At 50.5% G+C, this 24,788-nt stretch carries 10 protein-coding genes; 5 read left to right on the top strand and 5 right to left on the bottom strand.

What is annotated here, in order from left to right; translation table 11 throughout:
- Window positions 1-37: 37 nt before the first annotated feature.
- The 3 genes from KVT36_RS17280 to KVT36_RS17270 all read right to left on the bottom strand — a co-directional run bounded on the left by KVT36_RS17280 (window position 38) and on the right by KVT36_RS17270 (window position 5,476).
- The gene (locus KVT36_RS17280; RefSeq protein WP_217604721.1) at window positions 38-1,891 is read right to left on the bottom strand and encodes a chloride channel protein; all 1,854 of its coding nucleotides are present in this window, start codon (window positions 1,889-1,891) and stop codon (window positions 38-40) included.
- A 64-nt stretch (window positions 1,892-1,955) separates the two neighbouring features.
- Complete coding sequence (locus KVT36_RS17275; protein WP_217604720.1) at window positions 1,956-2,864, bottom strand: transglutaminase-like domain-containing protein; 909 nt, start codon at window positions 2,862-2,864, stop codon at window positions 1,956-1,958.
- A 47-nt stretch (window positions 2,865-2,911) separates the two neighbouring features.
- Window positions 2,912-5,476, bottom strand: a complete 2,565-nt coding sequence (locus KVT36_RS17270) for a hypothetical protein (protein ID WP_217604719.1) — start codon at window positions 5,474-5,476, stop codon at window positions 2,912-2,914.
- An 820-nt stretch (window positions 5,477-6,296) separates the two neighbouring features.
- Between KVT36_RS17270 and KVT36_RS17265 the strand changes: the two genes are divergently transcribed.
- The 4 genes from KVT36_RS17265 (at window position 6,297) to KVT36_RS17250 (ending at window position 21,258) form a co-directional block, all read left to right on the top strand.
- Window positions 6,297-16,574, top strand: coding sequence for a gliding motility-associated C-terminal domain-containing protein (locus tag KVT36_RS17265; RefSeq protein WP_217604718.1), 10,278 nt, complete (start codon window positions 6,297-6,299; stop codon window positions 16,572-16,574).
- A 70-nt stretch (window positions 16,575-16,644) separates the two neighbouring features.
- Window positions 16,645-17,652: a PorP/SprF family type IX secretion system membrane protein gene (locus tag KVT36_RS17260; protein WP_217604717.1), complete on the top strand. Its 1,008-nt coding sequence runs from the start codon at window positions 16,645-16,647 to the stop codon at window positions 17,650-17,652.
- 18 nt (window positions 17,653-17,670) lie between these two features.
- Window positions 17,671-19,695 (top strand): OmpA family protein, encoded by a 2,025-nt coding sequence (locus tag KVT36_RS17255; protein WP_217604716.1) that lies wholly within the window; start codon window positions 17,671-17,673, stop codon window positions 19,693-19,695.
- Window positions 19,696-20,334: 639 nt separating this feature from the next.
- On the top strand, window positions 20,335-21,258 hold the full coding sequence (locus KVT36_RS17250) for a PfkB family carbohydrate kinase (protein WP_217604715.1): 924 nt from the start codon (window positions 20,335-20,337) through the stop codon (window positions 21,256-21,258).
- A gap of 121 nt (window positions 21,259-21,379) precedes the next feature.
- Here KVT36_RS17250 and KVT36_RS17245 read toward each other — a convergent pair whose 3' ends face one another.
- Window positions 21,380-22,183, bottom strand: a complete 804-nt coding sequence (locus KVT36_RS17245; RefSeq protein WP_217604714.1) for a S1/P1 nuclease — start codon at window positions 22,181-22,183, stop codon at window positions 21,380-21,382.
- Between the two features lie 16 nt (window positions 22,184-22,199).
- Window positions 22,200-22,331, bottom strand: coding sequence for a hypothetical protein (locus KVT36_RS33015; RefSeq protein ID WP_256449970.1), 132 nt, complete (start codon window positions 22,329-22,331; stop codon window positions 22,200-22,202).
- Window positions 22,332-22,437: 106 nt separating this feature from the next.
- Here KVT36_RS33015 and uvrB point away from each other — a divergent pair, with 106 nt between their 5' ends.
- Window positions 22,438-24,489 (top strand): excinuclease ABC subunit UvrB, encoded by a 2,052-nt coding sequence (gene uvrB / locus KVT36_RS17240; protein ID WP_254640061.1) that lies wholly within the window; start codon window positions 22,438-22,440, stop codon window positions 24,487-24,489.
- Window positions 24,490-24,788 lie beyond the last annotated feature (299 nt).

Raw genomic sequence — 24,788 nt, 5'->3', positions numbered from 1 at the left:
AAGAGTTTCTCCACGATGATTAATTCTTCATTTTTAATTAATCATCATTCGAGTACTCCTGTAACAGTTGGCGATAGCGATTTAAGATACCTGATTTCGATACAAATCCCAGCAGGCGGTTTTGCTCCACCACCGGCAGGTTCCAGCTATGGGTCTCATCCAGCTTTTGCATTACAAAAGCAGCGCTGTCCTCCGGGTGCACCAGGGCGGGCGGCGCTTTCATAAGCTCCCCTACGGTGGTGCTATCGTACAGGGCCGGGTTAAACATAATAGGCCGTATATCTTCCAGTGTAATAATGCCTTCCAGGAATTGCTGCTGGTTCACCACCGCCACCATATTACGTTTGCCCTGTTTCACCAGTTCCACCAGCTGCCGCAGGGAACATTGTATATCTATTTGCTGCACATCTTTTTCAATCAGCGGCTCAATTTTCAGGATGGATAATATGTTGCGGTCATGCTCGCGGGTAAAGATCTTGCCCGCATCTGCCAGCTCTTTCAGGTCCGGTGAAATGGGGGAGAACCATTTGCCTATCAGGAAGGAAATAGTGGATACCAGCATCAGCGGAATAAACAGGTCGTACCCGGAGCTGGATTCTGCGATCAGGAAAATGGCCGTTAACGGGGCATACAGCACACCGCTCATTACGCCGGCCATACCCACAATTACCAGGTTCACTATCGGCACATCCTTCATACCTGCCTGCTCACATACCATGGCAAAAAAGTAACCCAGGAAAGCGCCTGCAAACAAGGATGGTGCAAAGTTACCGCCATTACCCCCGCTATGAATGGTAAAGGAAGTGGCAAACACTTTCAGCAGGCATACGCTGCCCGCAAACAGCAGCACGATCCAGTTTTCCAGGTGTACGTACCGTAAAAAGCTATGCTCTATAATATTCCCGGCATCGCCGTTCACCAGCAGCTTTACAGAGGTATAACCTTCCCCGAACAGTGGTGGCATGATCACGCACAGCAGCGCTACTACCCCGCCGCCCAGCATGGCTTTTTGCAGCTTGCTCCATTGCCGGCGGTGAAAAAAATGCTCCACCCACTGGGAAAACACTACAAAGTAGCGGGCATACAACCCGCATAAGATGGATAGTATAATGTAATAAGGAAGGTTATGATAGTTAAACGGCTCCCGCGATTGAAAGTGGAACAATACCTCCTCCTGCAAAATAACTTTGGATAAAAGGCTGCCGCATACGGCCGCCAGTATCAGCGGAATAAAATCAGAGAACACTACGCCGGTGAGCAATATCTCAAACGCGAACATCATACCTGCAATAGGCGCATTAAAGGCAGCAGCAATACCGGCCGTAGCGCCGGCTGCCAGCAGCAGCGTTCTTTCCTTATAGCCTAAATGGTAAATGCGTGCATAGTTGGAGCCGATGGCCGCGCCCGTTACCGCTATGGGGCTTTCCAGCCCTGCAGAGCCGCCCAGGCCCACGGTTACCGCACTTTGTAAGATCTGTGAATACATTTTTACAGCCGGCACCAGGCTGCTGTTCTGCGCTATTTCATACAAAATAGCGGGTATGCCCTTGCGCGACTGCCCTTTGAAGAACCAGATCACCATCAGCGTGGTGAGCACAATACCCAGGAAAGGGAACAGCGCATAAAATATGATCTGCGTGCTGAAGTGCACTTTATACGTAATAACATAATGGATGTAATGTACCAGCATTTTCAGCGCTACCCCGCCCAGCCCGGCAGCAGTACCCACCAGTATACCGGACAGCATCAGGAACTGGCTACGGCTCATTTTACTGTGCAGCCAATGAATAATGATCTCGTAACTCCGGGCCTTTTTCAGGCTGTACCGTTCAAAATCCTGTTTAAATCTGAAAAAGCTATGGTATTTCCGTATCCGGCTATATTGGCTCATGGTGCAAATGTAATAAAGTATGTTTAGCCGTGGCTTGCGGGCGGTCATCGGCCATGGATCACGCTCATAACTCTATGAGCGCATACACCTTATCATTCATATAAGGGCCACCGGGGTGGCGGGCGGTATAATCCAGGTTTATCCAGTACATACCTTTCATTTCGTGGTAGTAGATCTCCTTTACTGCCGGCCGGGGGAAAAGCGTGATTATAGCCTGCTTCATGGCTTCAAAATCTTCTTTGCTGCCACAGTAAAGCTCCGGGTAGGCATGCCCCTGTATCAGTACAATACGGCATTGGGCGCCAATAGATTGCAGGCAGGCGGCCATGAGAATGGAGTGATCATCACAATCCCCGCCCAGCCCGTTTAAGATGGTTTCCCGGGCTGTGGCAAAATATTCATCGCGCCGGGTATCCTGCACATATTTGAAATGAGTGTTAATGTAGCGGAACAGGGAAAGAAAGCGTACCACCCTCCCATACTTTGGAAAATATTCATCAAAATCTTCCAGGGAGTGCCGCACAGAAAAATTGCGTACCACAGAATCCTGGAAATCCACCCGCGACTTTATACCCCGTACGGTTTTATCCCGGTAGGTTTCCACACGGCGGGGGTACAGGCTTAAAATATCCAGCTGTTTGCTGTCCTTGGCGCCCCAGTTGCCCTGTACCACGCCTTTATAATCATTTAAAACGTTGGCAAAGCTGTAGCTATCAGTGAAGTAGTTGAATACCAATACGCCGCACACTAGCAAAAATGCCGGTATGATCAGCGGTTTAAAGATCCATAACAGCAGGCGGGTAAATAAAAAGGAAAGGATAATGGCCACCATCATATCCAAGTGCCAGCCACCGGCCACTATTTGTGGCAGGTACCGGTTCAGGTACGGCGCCAGGGGCAGCACGGTTAACAGGCTCAAAAGGTTGAGCAGGAATTGCTGCAGGCCGGAGTATCTGCTTTCATCAATCGCCATTCATATGAAGGTAAAATGTAAATTACAAATGTAATCATTCTACCTCTTTACCATAACCGGGCCGTTTGTTTAAAGGAGGTGCTTTTATGAAAAAGTTCTACCTGTTGCTGCGCCTGATCCAGCTGTTTTTCCAGCTGCAGCTGTTTATAGATCTTCCGCAGCAGGGAAAAGTTAAGGAGCGCCAGTAGCTTCATGTCCTGCTTCAGCGCTATTTCCATAGCCCCTTCAGTCGCACGCAGGGCCTTGTTATACTCCTGCCGGTTATTATACACATGTGCCATAATGATCTTTTGCAGTGTTTCCACATGCCGTATACAGTAACGGTCCGTAGCATTTTTGCTCAGAACTATGTCCACATGGCGGCATATTCTGGAAGCAGTGTCCGGATGTCCCAGCTGCAGCTGTGCATAGGCCTGCCAGCAAAGCAGTACCTGGCGTAAGCTGTCTGTAGTGCGGTAGGGCAGGGTGGGGTGATAGGCAAACAACCGTTTACTGAAGTTAAACAGGTGCTCATAATCTTCCAGCAGCAGGAATATAAATCCCATATTACGGTACACAACTTCCTGTGCCACAGTAATAGGTTGCCGGCTGCTGCCATTCCAGTAACGTGCGTAATCGTAGATCTTTTCACGGATGCCTTCATTCACGATCCCGAATTTCAGGTACTCATAAATGAACAGGCATATTTCATAGGGGCTTACCCACAGCCCTTCATCCTGCGGTTCTTTGCCGCAGATCTTTTTAATGTTGTTCAGCTCCGCCTCGCACTGTTCCGCATCCAGCTGCAGCAGCGCCAGGCGGAACAGGATGCTGCGTATCTTCAGCCGGTCTTCCGGTGCCTCTGCCAGTGTAAGTAATGCTGTAAGCACCTTACGTTTGCCGGGGTGTAAAAAGTCATCACTGATAAAGCTGTTCAGCGGGTATTTTTTAAAATAACCAGGCGGAAAAATATGCTTTAGGTCCGGCTGCCGGTCGCCTTCCTGCTGGTAATGCAGCACCAGGTATTCCAGCAGCACAGATTTTTCCAGGTTGGAAAGCGGCAGGCAAAGTATTTTATGCGTGTTGTCTGTTTGCCGCTGGTTAATAGCATAACGCAGCAGCCATTTAAAGATGCTGCCCCGGTAAGCGGATGCCGGGAAATGTGTAAGAATTTGTTGCAGCATATCATCCGTAAGCTGCTGCCCGCTTTCACGCATAAAATGCATGGCGGTAAAATATTCCAGCAGAAAATTATGCGCAAAGCGCACCTTCACATGGAACATGATCTCCTGGCTCAGGTTTTCCTCCACCAGTATATTATCTGCCAGCAGCTCTTTATACGCTTGTGCAAGAGCCAGGTCCTGCTGGTTCAGCAACAGCAGCTTATCCGTATACTGACCGTTACGCCCATAGTCCAGCAGGGCAAGCAGCTGATCAAGGATCCTGATCTTAAAGGAATTATTCTGTGAGTTAAACACCCGCTGCTGCACAAACCGCGATACGATCTCAAAAAGGCTCAGGCGTTCATCTATAAACGATTGATCGGGTCCTGTATTCAGCTGGCAAAATAGCTGCAGGTAATAAGGGTAACGCAGCTTTTGCAGGAACGGCTCACTGAAGGTACGTACAGTGGCCGGGTTAAGCTGATGGCTGTATAAAACGGATTTTACTTCCTGTTCAGTAAGCAGGGGCAGGTTGGTATTGGTTTCTTCATCCATTTCAGCGCCCACATACCAGTAGCGGCGAAATGCAGGGTATTGCACGGAGTGCTGGAAGATCTCTGACCAGGTATTGCTGCGGATAGAAAGGATCACTTTCACCCAGGGGAACAGGTCGTTGGAATACACAAAATCTTCCAGCTTGGTGTACATAAGGCGCAGCTTATCGCCCGCCACAGCTATTTCATCAAAGCCGTCAATGATCAGCACCAGGCGGCCGCCCTTCTTATCAAAATTACGCGCAAAGTATTCCCGGAAGTTTTCACCACTGCCAAGATTCAGCTGGTTATCCAGCCAGGAGGAAAGGGAGAAGCCTTTTAACAGCAGGCTGCCCGCTGCATGCGCATGTATGAACCAGCAGATATCCTGTTTGTAACGGGCCTCCCGGCCAAACCAGAAATGTTCAGCTAAATGAACCAGCGAAACGGATTTACCCCAGCCGGAAGGTGCAATAAGCGCAGTAGCTGCATAGTCGCTTTCCAGGAAACGTTCTATATGCGCAGTGCAGTATTGCCGCGGTACAGTGTTGTTAAAAGGAATACCGGAACGGTTCTTTAAGGTTACAATTGTGTAATAGGAAACAGCGTCTGCCTTATTCTTAAGATCAGACCATTTGTCGTTATCAACAATAATATCTCCGCTTAGCTGTTTGTATTGATGGGTTTGAAAATCTTCCCAATCCTTATACCGGCAGTATTGCGATAAGGTGTTCAGCGTATAACGCGAAAAACTATGCTGGGCAACAGCAAAACCAAATACACGTTTAAGTGTGGTTTCACTTACCAGCTTAGTAGTGGCGTCCAGGATAGATTGGGAGAGATGCTTACAGTCTCCCGGTAACATTACTTCCACGCCAAATCTATACAGCACTTCTTTTTGCAGCGCTACGATAAAATCATAGGATAGATCTATCATAGGGAACAATAATGGATTTTAGGTGATTGACTTTAGATTTCAAGAATAGTTACGTATAGATTACACATTTAGATTTTTATTTAGCAAAATAGATCGGTTGTAATATTAGTAGTGGCAAATGTTATATATGATCGGCTGCTAAACTGTTGCAGGGCTTAGAAAGAAATTCATTATGTCTAACAGCATTGATTACACTATTATATTTCGTGAAGCTTAATTTCTGCAATCAATACCGGTGATTGAATTGACTGATCCATTTATTCTTAATAGCTATAAAATAGCTGCAGGCAGCAGCGCAACTGCGCTAAAGCCGCAGGCGGCCACTATTTTTAAGTAGTATAATGGCAGTTTGATTCGGGTGTTATTGGTATGCTTCCCTCCTAAAAAGGCCCCGTAATTGCTGCGACATTGCTGCGCAACTCCTCCCCCCTACATAAAACCCTACATCATTTTTCGGGGTTTGCATTTAATCTCTCCTGCTCTCTTGCTATAAAAGCGAACTCCCGGATGTAGATCCTCTCCCAACAACCTGAAATGAACAAAATGAACAAATCATTATTTACTGAATAATGCTGAATATAAGCGCTCACATGAATGAAATGAATTTTCGTTTCCTCCCTTTTGAGAGTACTTTCGTTACGCGAATACAATAACACTTCTTTAACAGATTGTGAGAAATGCTATACCGCCAGTAAGAAATTTAAGATCCGTTTGAAACCTTACTCCCCGTTCATAACCTAGCCAGAGATTTAGATGCATAGTGATCACTATGTAAAACCAGAACGCACAATTATATCTACCAAACTAATATTTGCTGTCTATGCATTTAAAAGTTACTCCTAAAGGTTCTTTAAGAGCTTTTATTTTTGCTGTTATCTCCTGTATCCCGCTTCTCCTGGTTATGGGAGCCTATGCCCGTATTGCTCCTGCAAAGGCTGTATTTTCCCGCCAAACCTATAACAGCTGGCAGCAGGCTTACCTGCAGGATCATCCCTTTGCTCCCTTTGCACTAAAGGAAACGGCTATACGCTTTTTTGGCGGCGCACCCGGCCCCTTATGGAGCTTTGCAGCTACCCAAAGCAATTTTGTTACCGGCATATGCCTGGGCTGCGGGGTAACCAACCCCGCCCGCGCTGTTGATAGCGATACCACCACCTACTCTGCCCTGGTAACACTGGTGGGTGTAGGCGGTACCGTAACACAACGGCTTACTTTTGCCGGCGATTACCAGGCCGGTGATCAGATAGCGCTGGACCTGGAAGTGCCCGGCCAGCTGCTGGCCGGTGGCTTATTGTCCGGCATTACCGTACAAACACTCAATAACGGAACGCTGAATAATGATGCAACCACTTTAAATGGATCCCTGGTCCAGGTAAATTTGTTAGGCAGCGCAGCTAATAAGTTCCGTGCAATACTACCGGTAACCAAGGCCTTTAATGCCGTGCAGGTAACTACCGGTTCTACGCTGGCAGCTTTAGGCTCCTTAAGGATCTATGAGGCTGCGGCTATTGTACCGGTAACCGTGAACCCTGATAGTGCAGTGGTCGTATCCGGGCAAAGCGCTTCTTTCAGCGCTGCCTCCCGCTTATCAGGCACGCAGTTCAAATGGTACAGCACCCCCACCGGCGGCACTGCCCTGCACACCGGCGCTACCTTTAATACCCCGGCCCTTACAGCAGCAACTACCTATTATGTAGAGGCTACCACTCCCGATAATTTAAGCAGCTATATACGTACGCCCGTTGTAGTTAGAGTGTCCGGTGCACCCGGCCCTATCTGGACGTATGGCGATGAACAGGCAAGTCCCTTTGTTGGCGGCGCCGCCTGCGTATTGTGTTCGGTAAGCAACCCTGCACAGGCAGCAGATGGCGATACCACCACCGCATCCGCTTTCTCAATGCCGCTGGGATTGGCCACCACATTAGGCCAGCGGGTGATATTCCCGGGTGTGTACTACCCCGGCGATAGCCTGGTGCTGATCCTGGAAACACCGGAGAACCTCCTCACCGGGCAGTTATTACCTAACCTCATTGTACAGACCTATCATGATGCTATCCTGGGCACTCCGGTAGCAAATGATGATGCAACGGTGCTGGATGCTCAGCTGGCGCGGGTAGACCTGTTAGGTCTTTCCGGCGGCAACCGTAAATTCAGGGTTACCCTGCCTATACAGGATACCTGCGATGCAGTGCAGGTGAACCTGAGATCTACCGTATCGCTTTCACTGGCGCAAAACCTGCAATTATATGAAGCGGTGGCTATGGTACCGGTAACGGTTACCCCTTCGCCCGACACAGTGGCTTATCATCAAACCGCTACTTTAACACCCTCATCCCGTATAGCAGGCGCTACCTACAACTGGTATGCATCTCCCACCGGTGGCGCACCTTTGGCCACCGGTACATTTACTACCCCGCCGCTTACCCGCAATGCAACCTATTACGTAGAAGCAGTAGACCCGCTGGGTAAAACCAGCTTTAAACGTACCGCCGTACCCGTAATAGTAGCCGGTGGCGCCGGCCCCTTGTGGACGTATGGTGTGGACCAGCAAAGCCCCATAACCGGCGGTCTTGCCTGTGTTTTATGCGCCGTTAACAACCCTAACCTGGCTGTGGATGAGGATACCACTACCGCCTCCCGCCTGGTGCTGCCCGTAGGCGTAGCTACCTACGTAGGTCAGCAGATCCGCTTCCCGGCTGAATATCAGGCCGGCGACAGTGTGGTATTTTTCTTAGGCACCCGGAATAATCCCCTGGCTACCGCCAATTTGCTGAACGGCATCCGGGTACAAACGTTCAATGGCGCTACTCCCAATGGAGACGCCACCTTCCTGAACAATAACCTTATTAAGCTGGACCTGCTGGGCATAGACGGTGGTATCCAGAAATTCCGCGTAGCCTTTGCCGCTACACAGCCGTTTGATGGTACCCGTATAGACCTCACATCCACTGTAGGTTTATTAGACGGTTTAAATGTATACGAAGCCGCTGCCATGATGCCGGTACAGGTAACCAGGGTAAACCCTGCATCCGATACCGTAGAAGTGGGCAAAACGGCCAGCTTTACAGCCGCCATTCCGCGTATTCCCAATGCCACCTTCAGCTGGTATGAAACACCTACGGGCGGTACCCCTGTATTTACCGGCGCTAACTTTACCACCCCTGACATATTGGATAACAAGGTGTATTATGTAGAAGCATTTTCACCCAACGATGGCTTGCATAGCCTGATACGTACAGCCGTACCTATTTTTGCCAAGGCAGTGAATAACCTCCTGTGCGGGGCTGCCGCCACACAATCCACCGGCACCAGCGGTATAGCCTGTTTGGGTTGTTCCGTAATAAATCCCTTACTGGCTATTGATGGCGATGTGAATAGTGCATCAGAGCTGCGTGTAAGCATTGGCCTGCTGGGCGGGGTGTACCAGGGTTTAGGTTTTAGCGCATTAAGTGGCACCAAAGATACATTGCGTGTAGGCGTAGGCGTTAATTCCGGCCTGATAGACCTGGGCGCTTTATCCGGCTTAACCTTTACACTTTATAGCGGTAATACCCAGGTAGCGCAGGTTAATAACGCAGCCCTACTGGATCTGCGCCTGCTGGATGATACTGCCCGTGCAGAAATTGTTTTTGCACCCGGCGTAGCATTCGACAGTGTAAAAGTAGACTTCAATGCATTACTGGCAGCCATCAGCTCCTTCAAGCTCTACTACGCTAAATTTACCCCGCCCAATGCGGTGGTGGCAGATAGCGTGGTAAGGACCTGCCCCGGCAGCGGCGTAACATTAACGGCTACCCAGCCGGCAGGCAGCACATTCCGCTGGTACGATTCCTATTCCGGTGGTAACCTGTTATTCACCGGCGCAACATTTAACGCTAACAACATTACTTCAGATACTACTTTTTATGTAGAAGCAGTATCCACCGGGGCAGATGCCTGCGGCAGCAATACCCGCACACCGGTTCAGGTGAAGCTGGGGCTGCCCGATGTTGCGGTTAACCCGTCTACCATTACAATAGACAAGGGGCATACAGCCACCTTCAATGTAGTATCTCCTAACCCTAATTATACTTACCACTGGTTTACGGCAAATACCGGCGGCACAGCCATTCACACCGGCGCACAATTCATAACTGCTGCGCTGGATTCTAATACCGTTTACTATGCACAGGCAGATTCCAGTGGCTGCAGCAGTAAGCGTACTCCCGTTTACGTTATTATCTCCACCTTACCGCCGGTACCGGATATTATTCCGGATACAGCCTATGTAAGCACCGGCCAAAGAGCCACCTTCCGCATTGCTAACCCTGATCCGGCGCTTACTTACCGCTGGTATAGTGTGGATAGCGGCGGCGTGGTGCTGGCTACAGATACTATCTATACTACCCCTGCCATAACTGCAAATGGAAAGATATATGCAGAGGCGGTGAATGCCTCTGACCAGGCCAGCCGCACCCGTGCAGTAGGCGTTATACAGCTGGTAAATGCACCCGGTGGTTTGCCCTGTACCTACAGCAATGCGCAGCAAAGCCCCGTATACACCGCACCGCTCAGCATTTGCCTGTTGTGCAGTGTTACCAACCCGGGTAATGCTATAGATGGGGATACCACTACCGCTTCCCACATCCGCTCTAATGTAGGTATTGGTTATATAGGCCAGCACCTGCAGTTCCAGCATCCTGGTATGGCGGGTGATAGCATTCGCCTGATACTGGGCCTGCCCGCCGGTCTGGCAGATGCACAGCTGCTGGGCGGCGTACAGGTACAAACCTATAATGCCGGCAGCCCGGTAGGTGACCCCGTTTTCCTGAACGACTTCCTGCTGACCCTGAAACTTATAAACGCTAATAAATTTATAGCCACTGTACCGGTACAAACTGCCTATGATGCAGTAAGGATTAGCCTGGGCGGTGTATTATCTGCCTTAACTACCCTGGATGTATACAACGCAGAACAGGTGATGTTACCGGCCAAACCCAGCCCGGAAAGTGATTCGCTCACAGTATGCTTAGGCAGCAGCGCACGCATTGTAGCAATGGATACTACCGGCATAACAGTAGGCTGGTATACAGCCCCCACAGGTGGTTCGCCCCTGTTCACCGGCGGCATTTTCAACACCCCGGCGCTTAACCAGGCCAGCACTACTTATTACATAGGCAGCAGCCGGAATGGCTGTGCCAATACACAGCGTATACCCGTTACCGTAAAAGCGGTAGCACAGCCTGCAGCACCACAGCTAACAGCAGCAGCTATCAATATTTGTGTTGGGCAGGTAGCTGCATTGTCTGTGTTAAACCCACAGGCAGGCATTACCTACACCTGGTACGATGCGCCAACCGGCGGCAACCAGGTAGATACCGGCGCCACCCTGGATGTAGTACCTGCTACAACCGGTGTGGATACCCTGCATTATTATGTACAGGCAGGCAGGGTTACCTGCATCAGCAGCAGCCGCACCGGCGGAACCGTATATGTATCAACCCGCTGCAATGGCGGTAATACCGGCGATACAGCTACCCTTACTATTTGTAAAGGCGCCAGCATAACGCTCAGGGTAGACAGTATAGAAGCAGGCGCCACTTACCAGTGGTACAATGCCGCCAATAATACGCTGGCATTTACCGGCGCCAGCTTTGTTACACCAGCCCTGAATGCAAATATTATGTACCGCCTGGAAGCTGCCTTTGCCGGCGGCATCCGCGACACAGTGCGTGTGTATGATATTACCGTGCAGGACAACCTGGCCACACCAGCCTTACTGGCAGCAGAAGCCTTTACCACGCCGGGTGGTACGGCCACCTTTACGGTAGCCAACTCCCTGGGAGGTGTAATGTATAAATGGTACAGCACCCCCATTGGCGGTACCCCGCTGGATACAGGTACCAGCTTTACCACACCGCCATTAACCGGCGATAGCGCTAAATATTATGTAGAAGCCAGTGCCGGCGCCTGCGTAAGCGCAGCCCGTGGTGTAGCCACCGTAAGAACCGGCAATGGTACGGGTGTGCCCTGCAGCATTGCCAACAGCACCCAAAGCCCTGTTTACACCGCACCAATCAGCATTTGCTTGCTGTGTGGCGTAACAGATGCTGATATGGCAGTGGATGGCGATTCCACAACAGCCTCACAGGTACGTGCAAATATTGGAATAGGATACATAGGACAGGTATTAAACTTCCAGCAACCCGGCCTGGCCGGCGACAGCATCCGCCTGATACTGGGCTTACCAACCGGCCTGGCAGATGCGCAGCTGCTGGGCGGCATCAGGGTGCAAATGTATAATAACGGTAGCGCAGCAGGTAACGCCCTCTCCCTGAACGATGGTTTGGGCGTGTTGAAGCTGCAGGTCATAACTGGTAATAAGTTTGCCGTTACCTTTACCGCACCGGTTAATTACAATGCAGTATATGTAAGCATTGGTGGTGTATTAACTGCTTTAACCACCCTGGAAATATATAATGCACAGCAACAGCTGTTGCCCGCCAAACCAACCGCAGCAAGCAATTCGCTCACGGTATGTTTGGGCAGCAGCGCACGGTTGGAAGCCACCGATACTGCCGGTGTAATTGTGAAATGGTATGCTACGGCTACCGGCGGGTTACCGGTATTCACTGGCGCAGTGTTCAATACCCCGGCACTTAACCAGCCCGGTACTACTTATTATATTGAAACCAGCCGTAATGGCTGTCCCAATCCGATACGTATACCCGTTACTGTTAAAACAGTGCCGCAACCGGCAGCACCGCAGCTTGCAGCTACCGGTGTAAATGTATGCGTAGGGCAAACCGCTACTTTCTCCGTGCAGAATCCGCAGGCAGGCATCGCCTATAAATGGTACGATGCGCCAACGGGTGGTAACCTGGTAGATACCGGCGCCGTGCTAAATGTAGTACCGGCAGCCACCGGTGTAGATACCGCACGCTATTATGTAGAAGCCGGCGCAGGCAGCTGCACCAGCAGCAGCCGTACAGCAGGCACCGCATATATATTCACTAAATGTAGTGGTGGTAATACCGGCGATACCGCTACGCTTACTATCTGTAACGGCGGTACGGTAACCCTGCGGGTAGACAGTGTGCAGGCAGGCGTTACTTACCAGTGGTATAACGCTGCTAATAACAACCTGGCCGCAACCGGCAGCTCATTTACCACACCGGCCCTGAATGCAGATATCATGTATCGCCTGGAAGCTACATTCACCGGCGGTGCAAAAGATACCATCCGCGTATATGAAATAACAGTGCAGGACAGCCTGGCCACACCGGCCCTGGTAACCGGCAATATCACTACCACGCCAGGTGGTACGGCCACCTTTACAGTAGCCGGCTCCCTGGGCGGGGTAACTTATACCTGGTACGACACACCTTCCGGCGGCACGCCGCTGGCCACCGGCACCAGCTTTACCACGCCGGCCCTTATAGGCGACAGTGCTAAATATTATGTGGCGGCCAGCGCCGGCGCATGCGTAAGCAGCGCACGGGGCGTAGCTACCGTACGTGCCAGCAATGGCGGTAACGGACCTTGTTATGTGGCCAATACAGCACAAAGCCCGGTATATACCGCGCCCGTAAGCATTTGTTTGCTGTGCGGTGTAACTAGCCCTGATAACGCAGTAGATGCTGATAGCACTACTTCCGCCAGGGTAACTGCGGGCGTAGGCATTGGTTATGTAGGGCAGGTATTACATTTCCGCCAGCCAGGTCTTGCAGGGGATAGCATCCGCTTAACACTGGCATTACCCGGCGGCCTGGCAGATGTGCAGGTGCTGGGAGGCGTACGCGCACAAATGTATAAGAATGGCAGCCCGGTGGGCAACGCCATCTTCCTGAACGGAGGTTTGGGCGTAGTGAAACTGCAGCTGCTGAACGGTAATAAGTTCAACGCCACCTTTGCAGCACCGGTTGATTATGATGCAGTGTACATAAGCATTGGCGGGGTGTTAACTGCCATTACCTCCATGGATGTATTTATTGCAGAACAAAGATTAGTGCCGGCCAAACCTTCTGCTGCTTCCTCCTCCCTGCAGGTATGCAGGGGCAGCAGCGCGCAGCTGACAGCAACAGATACAGCCGGTGTAACTATCCGCTGGTTTGCCACCGCCACCGGCGGCACGCCGCTGGCTACCGGCCCTGTGTTTAATACACCCGCATTAAACCAGGCCAGCACTACCTACTATATTGAAACCAGCCGTAACGGTTGTCCCAACCCGGTACGTACATCCGTAACCGTATTGGCCATCAATTGTGGAAACGGTACAGTGGATACAACAGCCATTACCATCTGCAGGGGTAGCAGCACTACGCTCACAGTAGACAGTGTGCAGGCAGGCGCCACCTACCAGTGGTTTAATGCCGCCACCGGCGCCCAGGTTGGTACCGGCACCAGCTTTACCACACCAGCGCTGAATGCAAATACCACTTACCGCCTGGAAGCAGTATTTAGCGGCGGTTTCCGCGATACCACGGGCATCTTCCCCATTACGGTAACAGATCCGCCGGTAGTGCCGGTATTGGTGAACAGCACAGTAGTTACCTGCGGCAGCGGTCCCGTACAATTAGCCATTCTTAATCCGCAACCCGGCGTTACCTATAACTGGTATAATGCGCTCACCGGCGGCACGCTGTTAGGCACCGGTACCACCTTAAGCGTAACACCGCCTTCCGGTGTGGACAGCGTGAAATATTATGCAGGCGCTGTAATAGGTACCTGCGCCAGCACCAGCCGGGCTACCGCTACGGTAAGGGTTGTGAACAACCTGCAGCCGCCGGTGCTGGTAACCAGCTCACAAAGCACTAACCTGGGTGGCACCGCTACCTTTACAATAGCTAACCCGCAGGGCGGTGTTACCTACAAATGGTACAATGTAGCTACCGGCGGCACGCCGCTGGCAATAGGCACCAGCTTCACCACCCCGCCGTTAACGGCCGACAGTATGAAGTATTATGTGGAAGCCAGTGTAGGCGCCTGCGTAAGCAGCACCCGCGCCGTAGTAACGGTGAAGAACAGCAACAATGGCGGTGGCGATACCGGTGATACTACCAGCATTACCATCTGCGCAGCTACCAGCCTTACACTGAACGCGGTGAACCCGCAGGCTGGGGTTACTTACCGTTGGTACAATACCGCTAACAACAGCCTGGTATTTACCGGCACCAGCTTTACCACACCGGTGCTTAACGCAGCCATCACTTACCTGGTAGAGTCTACCCTGCCTGGCGGTACAAAAGATACCAACCAGGTATACATTATCACGGTGAGCAATAACACCACACCACCGGTAGTAGCCGCAGCAACGGTGAAAGTATGTTCCGGGCAGGATGCAGTGCTGGTAGTACAGAACCCGCTCCCCGGCTTCACCTACCAGTGGTTTGATGCGCCCACCGGCGGCACCCAGGTATTTACAGGGCCGGTATTCACCGTAGCAGCTGTAACCGGCAACCGCGATTATTATGTACAATCCGTATTAAATAACAAATGTATAAGCGCCACCCGCACCAGGGTAAGCATACAGGCAGGCAGCGCGCCTGCAGCGCCAACGGTGGCCTCCAATAACGTAATTACCTGCATAGGAGGTACTGCCACCTTCAGCATCCTGAACCCGGATCCCGCAGTTACCTACCGCTGGTATAACCAACCGGCTAACGGTACCCTGCTGGCCATAGGCACTGCCTACACTACAGCAGCATTGAACAGCACCACTACCTATTATGTGGAAGCTGCCTATAACGCCGGTTGTGTAAGCACCGCGCGTACAGGCGTAACCGCTACCGTGGTAAGCACCATTGATGCCCCGCTGGCAGATGCTGTTACTTCCTGTGCCGGCCAAACCGCGGTGCTCACCGTACGCAGCCCGCAGGCAGGCATATTCTACAGGTGGTATAGTACCGCTACCGGCGGCACGGCCCTCTTTACCGGCACCAGCTTTACCACACCGGCATTATCCGGCAACACTACTTATTATGTGGAATCAGCCAGTGGCGGCGGTTGTGTAAGCGTAAGCCGCACACCGGTAAGCGTAACGGTAAATAGCGCACCTGCTGCACCAACGGTAGCCAGCGCCGCTATAACGGTATGCCCCGGCCAGACAGCAACCCTGCAGGTACAGAACCCTGCAGCCAATGTTACCTATGGCTGGTACACCACACCCACCGGTGGTACCGCAGTAACTACCGGGCCTGCTTATACTACCGGCCCGCTGAGCGCAAACCAGCAGTATTATGTAGAAGCAGTAAATCCAGGTGGATGCGCCAGCGCACAACGTACTGCCGTAAGCGTTACAGTAGGCGCACCGGATGCAAATGATATCATTGTAAATGCGCCGGATCCGCAATGCCCGGGATCAGCGGTAACGCTTACCGCATCAGCAGCCTCCGTACCAGGTGCTGATTTCCGCTGGTACAGCACCGCCACGGGCGGCACTCAGCTGGCCACCGGCGCCACTTTCACCACGCCGCCGCTGGATAGCACGGCTACTTATTATGTGGAAGTGTTTGCAGGTACCGGTTGTGTAAGCGCCACCCGCAAAGAGGTAACCGTAGCAGTATTACAGGAGCTGGCCACACCGGTAGTAACCGTAAGTGATTCTGCCGCCACCTCCGTAACCTTTAGCTGGAGCCCTGTTGCAGGCGCTATACGGTATGAGGTAAGCACAGACGGCAGCACCTTTACCTCTCCCAGCTCCGGCGCCAATGGCACCACACATACCATAACAGGATTAACACCTAACCAGATAGTAATGCTGCAGGTAAGGGCCATAGCGGAAAATAGCTGCCAAACCAGTCAGCTGTCAGCAGCTGTAACCGGCAGGGCATCCAACCCGGCAGGCGACCAGGTATTTGTTCCCAACCTGTTCAGCCCCAACGGTGATGGTGTGAATGATGTGCTGATGGTGTATGGTAATACCATTGCCACCCTGGAGCTGCACATCTTCAACTACTGGGGCCAGGAAGTATTCCAGTCTAAAGACCTGCGCCAGGGATGGGATGGCCGTATGAGCGGCAAACCGCAACCCTCCGGTGTATATGTGTATATCATAAACGTGAAGCTGCAGAATGGCGCAACGGTGAAAAAGAAAGGAAACATTACGCTGATACGTTAAAACCTATTATTCATGCCCCGTTCCGGGAACACCGGAACGGGGATTCAATAACATGCTAAAAAGATTTCCAATGAGGAAAAGTATAATTGTTCTGGGGCTTTTAATAAGCGCTGTACTGCCCAGGTCTGCATGGGCGCAGGTGGACCCGCATTTTTCCCAATACTATGCATATCCCTTGTGGTTAAACCCCGCATTAACCGGCGTGCTGGATGGCGATTACCGCGTTAGCGCTAACTACCGCAACCAGTGGACCAACTATGGTAAGGCTTTTGCCACCACCGGCGTTTCAGTAGATGCCGCTACGGATAAGAATATGGGAGTAGGCTTAAATGTGCTGAACATGTCAGCCGGTGATGCAGGTTATAATTACTTCAATGCCATGGCCAGCTTCTCCTATAGCGGTGTAAAGCTGGGCGCTACACAAACTACGCGCGTTGTTTTTGGCATCCAGGCAGGTATTATCAGCCGCAAGGTAGACCCCTCCAAGTTCCAGACCGGCAGCCAGTGGAACCCGGTAATGGGCTTTGATCCCAGCATGTATAATGGCGAAAACCTGAATAAAACATCCTCTACCGCCTTTGATGCAGCAGCAGGTGTTTTGTTCTTTGATGGTAATCCCAACCATCGCTTTAACCCTTTTGCAGGCGTCTCTGCCGGTCACTTAACGCAGCCGGAAGATCCGTTCGTAGCCAATGATAACCGCAAATACCCGCTGCGCTACCTGGCGCATGGCGGTACCAAAATAAAATTAACGGAAGAGGTAAGCATTACCCCGCATGGTTTGTACATGCGCCAGGGCAATGCAGAAGAAAAGGTATTGGGGGTATATGGCCAGTATACGGTAAACCCGGAGTTTGATCTGCTGGCCGGCGCCACCTACCGCTTTAATGATGCCGTAATACCCTTTACCGGCTTCCATTACAAGAACTTTGTACTGGGCCTGAGCTATGATGCCAATACATCCGGCCTGCACCGGCTGACCACTGGCAGCAACAATAGTTTTGAGCTCTCCCTGTCATTTATAAGTCGTAAGAGAAGAGTAATGACAGAAGAATATTTTATTTGTCCAAGGCTGTAAAAGATTAAAACCCGTCAGATGAAAAAATTTATACGCTGTTGGCTTATCATCCTGTTATGGAGTATCAACGCCGTACATGCACAGCTGGTGTATGATTACCGGCGCACTGCCGATGTGTATTACAATGCAAAGGATTATTACTCTGCAGCGCAATATTATAGCAAGGCATTAGGTACGTATAAAAGCCCTCCCCTGCATGTATTGCCCTATGCCGTGAATGGCGGCGTGAATGCAGCACCCAAGGAAAGAAGCAACAAGATCAAGGATTATGAAACGGTTGTATACCGGCTGGCGGAATCTTACCGCCAGTACAATGACTTTGGCAATGCAGAAATTTATTATGCACAAACCGTCAGCTATAATAATAACGCGGCATTTCCGCTGGCCCGCTTCTGGTATGGCGTGTGTTTGCGCGCCAATGGCAAGTACCAGGAAGCGCTGGACCAGTTCAACCAGTTCAAGCAAAGTTATACCAATGCAGATGCTATCAGCACCCGTTTGGCGCTGGAAATAGAGGTCTGTGAATTTGGATTGTCAGAAAAAATGAATCCCCGTTACAGCATCAGCAAGGTAGGGGGCAATGTAAATACCGGCGGCGCTAACTATGCACCGGTAGCAGTGGATAACAACCTGCTGTTATTCACCTCATCACGCCCGGAAAACCCGGTGAATACTGATGATGACAAAAAGAAAAAAGATAATCCCTATGTAAATGACCTGTTTACCGCAGCAGGCCGGGGTACTGATTTTGATAGCAGCGTGAAAGTAACCATACCCACCGTTAAAGGGGTGGATCAGGGCGTGGCGGCGCTTACCTCCAATGGAAGCATGCTATTCGTTACCCGCTGGACCCGCGTGAACGGGGAAAAACAGGCCTCCATTTACGTAAGTACCCGGCAGGGTGCAGGCTGGTCTGAGCCAAAACCATTAGGGCAGGAAGTGAATGTACCCGGTTTTAGCTCCATGCAGCCCTTTGTTACCCCGGACGATAAATACCTGTTCTTTGCCTCTAACCGCCCCGGTGGTATGGGAAAGAACGATATATGGTACAGCCCATTACAAAGCGGCACACCCGGCGCCGCCAAGAACATGGGTACCGGTATTAACTCCCGCGATGAAGAGCAGGCGCCTTATTATGATACCCGGAGCGGCACCCTCATTTTCAGTTCAGATGGCCGGGTAGGTTTTGGCGGGCTGGACTTCTTCGTGAGCCAGGGCGCTTTAGGTAATTGGTCAGCCCCTAAGAACATGGGACTGCCGCTGAACTCATCCAAAGATGATATTTACTATACACCTTTAGATAAGAATCATCCGCTGAACGGCGGTTACATCAGCTCCGACCGGGAATCCGTATGCTGCCTGGAGCTGTTCAGCCTTAAAAGGAAAGCCAAGAGCGCCGGGGGTATGATCCTGGATTGCGATGGGCAGCTGCCGCTTACCGGCGCCACCGTTACCCTTCTGGATACCGTGCAGCAGAAAGTACTGCAGCAGGTAACAGTAGATGAAAGCGGGCATTACAGCTTTGATGTGGACATACAAAAAGATTACAAGGTAATGGCAGAGAAAGAGAACTACTTTTCCAAAGCCATCTATTTCAATACGGATGAGCTGGTGAGTGTAGATTCCCTCATGAATCCCTCCCTGTGCTTAAAACGTTATGAGATAGGCAAGCCCATTATCCTGAAAGATATTTACTATGACTATAACAAAGCCGTGTTACGGCCGCAGTCGCTGATCGTACTGGATACTGTAGTATCTATTATGCAGGATAACCCGAATATTATTATAGAAATGGGATCACATACTGATAGTAAAGGCACCGATGTGTATAACATGAAGTTATCACAGGCCAGGGCACAGTCCTGCGTGGATTACCTGGCAGGTAAAGGTATTCCCACCTCCCGGATGGTGGCCAAGGGTTATGGAGAATCAAGGCCAATTGCCCCCAATACAATGCCTAATGGAAAAGATAACCCCGATGGACGCCAGCTAAACAGGCGCACGGAATTTAAGGTTTTGCGTATCCAGCCCCAGTTACAGTAATGGATAGTCCCAAAAGAAGCTGGAACCATATCCTATAACCAGCACACCTACCACGAAAAGGAATAGCCGGCATTATTTGCCGGCTATTCGCTTTTTTCATCACTCCTTGACTACTTACTGATAATGGTTTCCGGTTGTTCAATAAACGAGTACAAAATATAGGTAGAATGGTTACTTACTAACTAAATAATAGCTGAAACATAAGCATGGTTCCTGTTTATATAAAAGGTCTTTTTCTGTATTTTCTGGTCAACGGTTTAGCTCAGTTTGCCCTTGCAGAATGTGTATGTTAAACGGGCATTTACGTAAAAGGTTACAAGAGTACATAAAAAAACACAAACATTCTTTTTGAAATATGCCAGATCCGCTTTGCCCGCATAGGCGCTACTGTAGCGGGTTCGTAGTTGCAACAAATATTGTGGGTTACAGGGGAAAGCGCTGATAGTTATAACGCACATGTATATACGTAAAATGCTGCCGGGTACCCGGTAAATGCATACGATGTTTACGTATACAAATACTGCGTTTATATGCAGAGGGCATTCTTTTCATGCAGGCATCTGACGGTTGTTATAACAGCATATTATTTTATTACCTTTGCCCCTGTTTTACCTATAAACCAGTAAACTAAAAGCAAATATGTCGCTCATTGTCGTAGGCTCTATGGCGTTTGATGAAATAGAAACGCCTTTCGGAAAATCAGGACGGATCATTGGTGGTTCTGCAACTTTTATTGCATGGACCGCATCCAATTTCGTACAGCCCATTAACCAGGTGTCTGTTGTCGGCGGCGATTTTCCGCAGGCTGACCTGAATGCCCTGGCTGCCAAAGGCGTGGCGCTGGAAGGGGTACAGATCAAAAAAGACCGCCCTTCCTTTTACTGGTCCGGTAAGTACCATATGGATATGAACACCCGCGACACCTTGGTAACAGAGCTGAACGTACTGGGTGATTTTGATCCGGTGATCCCGGAAAGCTACCAGGGCAGTGAGTTCCTGGTGCTGGGTAACTTGTCGCCCCAGGTACAGATCAGCGTTATTAACCAGATGAAAGTACGTCCCAAGCTGATTGTGCTGGATACCATGAACTTCTGGATGGAAGTAGCCCTGGACGACCTGAAGAAAGTGCTGACCATGGTAGATGTGCTGATGATCAACGATGGTGAAGCCCGGCAGCTGAGCGGCGAATACTCCCTGGTTAAAGCCGCCAGGAAGATCCTGACCATGGGCCCTCGTTATTTAATTATTAAGAAAGGGGAGCACGGTGCGCTGCTGTTCCATGAGAACCACGTATTTTTTGCACCTGCCTTACCGCTGGAAGATGTGTTTGACCCCACCGGTGCAGGCGATACCTTTGCCGGCGGCTTCATAGGCCACCTGGCAAAAACCAAGGATATTTCTTTTGAGAACATGAAAACGGCCATCATTGTAGGTTCTGCAATGGCTTCTTTTTGTGTGGAGAAGTTTGGCACCAGCCGCCTGAAAGAAATTACCCACGAAGATATCAGCGCCCGTTTAGAGCAGTTTGTGGAGCTGGTGAATTTTGATATTGATTTAGTTTAGCAGAAAGCTGAAAGGATAAAACACGAAGCTGAAAGCGCGGAGCAGTTTCTCCGATGGCTTTCAGCTTTTTGTTTATTTAGTTGATTGGTTCTTTGCCAGCTTTTAGCTTTATGCTTTCAGCTCACTTAAACGTTGCATTCAGCACTGCCGCCAGTCTTAACCCGCCTTTCAGCAGCTGCTGGTTCAGATCGTCCAGGAACCAGTAATTATACCGGTAACTTAGCTTATCACCTTCTTTGGTCTTAGCGTAGATCTTATCAGACAGTATATGCGATTCATACATCCAGTCTGCAATACTGCCGCCCTGCAGCTTCTTCACGGTTGCGTCAGGTGTTATATCCAGGGCTTTGGCATATTCTGTATAGCTCAGCTGCTGGAACTCTATCAGGTGCTCATCCCACATACGATGAAGGTTAGTAGGCCGGTCAAACCAGAACACGCTCACCTTGTTGCCACCCTGGTCTTCATCGCGGCCTACGTGCAGGGGTTGGTGCATATCGCCTATCAGGTGCACTAAAAAGCTAAGCGCAAATACTTTCTCCTCTTTGGTAGCGGTGGTGGATTTCAGCTGCTGTACCATAGCATTTGTTTCCACGTACAGGTTTTCACCTTTGCCCGCAGGCAGCAGCGCATTAAACCGCTCCCGGGAAATATTTCCCGGAAAATCCATGTAGTGCCAGGGTGAAGTATGATCGTACTTGTGCGTAGTATCCGACTTAATAAAGTCCGGCCAGTTGGCGATCATGGCCAAAGGCTGCCGGCCCAGCAGGGCTATAACGGCTTTGCGGGCCTGTGGGGTCAGGTGCTGCCAGGCAATTTCCGCCACCACACGGTGGCCGGTAGGGCCCCAGCCAAAGCTTGCCAGGGGTAACAACGGTAATAATAAACAGCTTAAAAGCAGCCGGTAAAGAATTGTTGAGCGCATAAACAAATTGTAAGCCTCAAATATGTAAAAATAACTCCGGATAACCAGCGCCATTCATGTAACTGGTACCATAGCCGGTAATAACGGTGGGCAGGCAGGGATGCCTGCCGTGTTTCAATAGAGCATTAGCGCCGCAGATCTTCTTCATGACCATTTGCACATTACTCATCTGCCCATCTCCCCGTAAGGTGGAACGCTACAAGTTTTGTAAATTTGATACATCCAATAACAATAAGCGCCATTACTAGATAAACATGCCATTTAAGATACATTCACCATACGAACCGGCTGGCGATCAGCCCGCTGCCATTAAACAGTTAACAGAAGGAATTCAGGAAGGCAATCTTTTTCAGACCCTGCTGGGAGTTACCGGCTCCGGTAAAACATTTACCATGGCCAACGTGATCCAGAACGTCCAAAGGCCCACACTGGTGCTTACCCATAACAAAACGTTGGTAGCCCAGCTGTATGGCGAGTTCCGCCAGTTCTTCCCGGAAAATGCCGTAGAATACTTTGTATCCTACTACGATTACTACCAGCCGGAAGCTTACATGCCTGTAAGCGATACCTATATAGAAAAAGACCTGTCCATTAATGAGGAGCTGGATAAGCTGCGCTTACGGGCCACCTCCAACCTGCTCTCCGGCCGCCGCGACATTATTGTGGTAGCCAGCGTATCCTGTATATATGGTATGGGTAACCCTACGGAGCTGGAAAACGGTATCCTGCGTATTAACCAGGGCCAGACCATTAGCCGCAATGCCCTGCTGCATGGCCTGGTAAATTCCCTGTACACCCGTACCACCGGCGATTTTACCCGTGGCTCCTTCCGGGTGCAGGGCGATACCGTGGATGTGAACCTGCCTTACGTGGATTACGGCTACCGTATTACCTTTTTTGGAGATGAGATTGAGCAGATAGAAAGTATTGATACCGCCAACGGCAAGCGTATTATGCTCATGGACAATGCGGCCATTTTCCCGGCCAACCTGTACCTGGCGCCCAAGGATATGATGCAGCAGATCATTTTCGAGATCCAGGACGAGCTGCTGGCACAGGTAGAGTATTTCCGCGCCCAGGGTAAGCACCTGGAAGCGCAGCGCCTTTCCGAACGGGTGAACTACGACCTGGAAATGATCCGGGAACTGGGTTACTGCAGCGGCATAGAAAACTATTCCCGCTTCCTGGACCGGCGTATGCCGGGTACCCGCCCCTTCTGCCTGCTGGATTACTTCCCCGATGATTTCCTGCTGGTGGTGGATGAGAGCCACCAGACCATTCCCCAGATCAGCGGTATGTATGGCGGCGACCGTTCCCGTAAGCTTACGCTGGTAGACTTTGGTTTCCGCCTGCCCTCAGCCATGGATAACCGCCCGCTGAACTTTTATGAGTTTGAGAACCTGGTGCACCAGGTAGTGTTTGTAAGCGCTACCCCTGGCGAGTATGAGCTGCAGCAAACAGAAGGCGTAGTGGTAGAGCAGGTAGTGCGCCCCACCGGCCTGCTGGTCCCCCCCATAGAAATAAGGCCCAGCGTGAACCAGGTAGATGATCTGCTGGATGAAATAGACCGCCGGGTAACAAAAGGCGACCGCGTGCTGGTAACCACCCTTACCAAACGCATGGCGGAGGAAATGGATAAATACCTGGGACGTATTAATATTAAGTCCCGCTACATACACTCCGAAGTAGATACCCTGGAGCGCGTAGAGATCCTCCGCGACCTGCGCCTGGGTAAAATAGATGTGCTGGTAGGCGTAAACCTGCTGCGTGAGGGCCTGGATCTGCCGGAAGTATCCCTGGTAGCCATCCTGGATGCCGATAAGGAGGGCTTCTTACGTGATGAGCGCTCCCTGACCCAAACTGCCGGCCGTGCCGCCCGTAACGTGGATGGCCTGGTGATCTTTTATGCAGATAAGATCACGGATAGCATGCAGCGCACGATAGATGAAACCAACCGCCGCCGGGAAAAACAGGTGGCCTATAATATAAAACACGGCATTACACCCAGAACGGTACGTAAGTCTATTGAGCAGATCATGGGGCAAACCTCTGTGCTGGAGATCAAGAATTATGATGAGCACTCACCTTACGCCGTGCACCAGGAAATGTCATTAGTGGCAGAAGACGCCATTACGTACGCAAAAGGCGAGGCTGCTAATGCTAAAACCATCCCGCAGCTGGAAAAAGCCATTACCCGGGTAAAGAAAGAGATGGAAAAAGCCGCCAAGGACCTGGATTTCATGGAGGCTGCCCGTCTCCGCGACCAGATGTTTGCCCTGCAGCGGGAGCTGGAAGAAATGAAATAAGGAATATTAAAAAGGGCCGGCTACCGGCCCTTTTTAATATTATAAATAATGACATGTGTTTTTGGGGTAGCTATTTTGATTAGCATGCAACAAGTTTTATATTATACGTACTTGTTTGAAATGTAATATATTATAGTAATTTGCCACACTTTACAGTAACAAGCCAACTCCTAAGGTTAGAAAATTGTTAAATCCTATACCAACTATTCACTAATTGATTGTTTACCAGCTGCTTAACCCATTTAAAGTACCTACGTGCACTACGTAAGTAATTAGTAAATCCACTATAATATTATAAT

Origin of the sequence: Chitinophaga sp. GbtcB8, from assembly GCF_019091455.1 — a bacterium.
Classification (GTDB): Bacteria; Bacteroidota; Bacteroidia; order Chitinophagales; family Chitinophagaceae; genus Chitinophaga.
The sequence above is the reverse complement of the archived record's forward strand: the minus strand, read 5'-3'. Positions and strand labels throughout refer to the sequence as shown.

Coding starts and splice junctions, on each gene's coding strand:
- KVT36_RS17280 (WP_217604721.1), bottom strand. CDS start 1,891: ATGAGCCAATATAGCCGGATACGGAAATACCATAGCTTTTTCAGATTT.
- KVT36_RS17275 (WP_217604720.1), bottom strand. CDS start 2,864: ATGGCGATTGATGAAAGCAGATACTCCGGCCTGCAGCAATTCCTGCTC.
- KVT36_RS17270 (WP_217604719.1), bottom strand. CDS start 5,476: ATGATAGATCTATCCTATGATTTTATCGTAGCGCTGCAAAAAGAAGTG.
- KVT36_RS17265 (WP_217604718.1), top strand. CDS start 6,297: ATGCATTTAAAAGTTACTCCTAAAGGTTCTTTAAGAGCTTTTATTTTT.
- KVT36_RS17260 (WP_217604717.1), top strand. CDS start 16,645: ATGAGGAAAAGTATAATTGTTCTGGGGCTTTTAATAAGCGCTGTACTG.
- KVT36_RS17255 (WP_217604716.1), top strand. CDS start 17,671: ATGAAAAAATTTATACGCTGTTGGCTTATCATCCTGTTATGGAGTATC.
- KVT36_RS17250 (WP_217604715.1), top strand. CDS start 20,335: ATGTCGCTCATTGTCGTAGGCTCTATGGCGTTTGATGAAATAGAAACG.
- KVT36_RS17245 (WP_217604714.1), bottom strand. CDS start 22,183: ATGCGCTCAACAATTCTTTACCGGCTGCTTTTAAGCTGTTTATTATTA.
- KVT36_RS33015 (WP_256449970.1), bottom strand. CDS start 22,331: ATGAAGAAGATCTGCGGCGCTAATGCTCTATTGAAACACGGCAGGCAT.
- uvrB (WP_254640061.1), top strand. CDS start 22,438: ATGCCATTTAAGATACATTCACCATACGAACCGGCTGGCGATCAGCCC.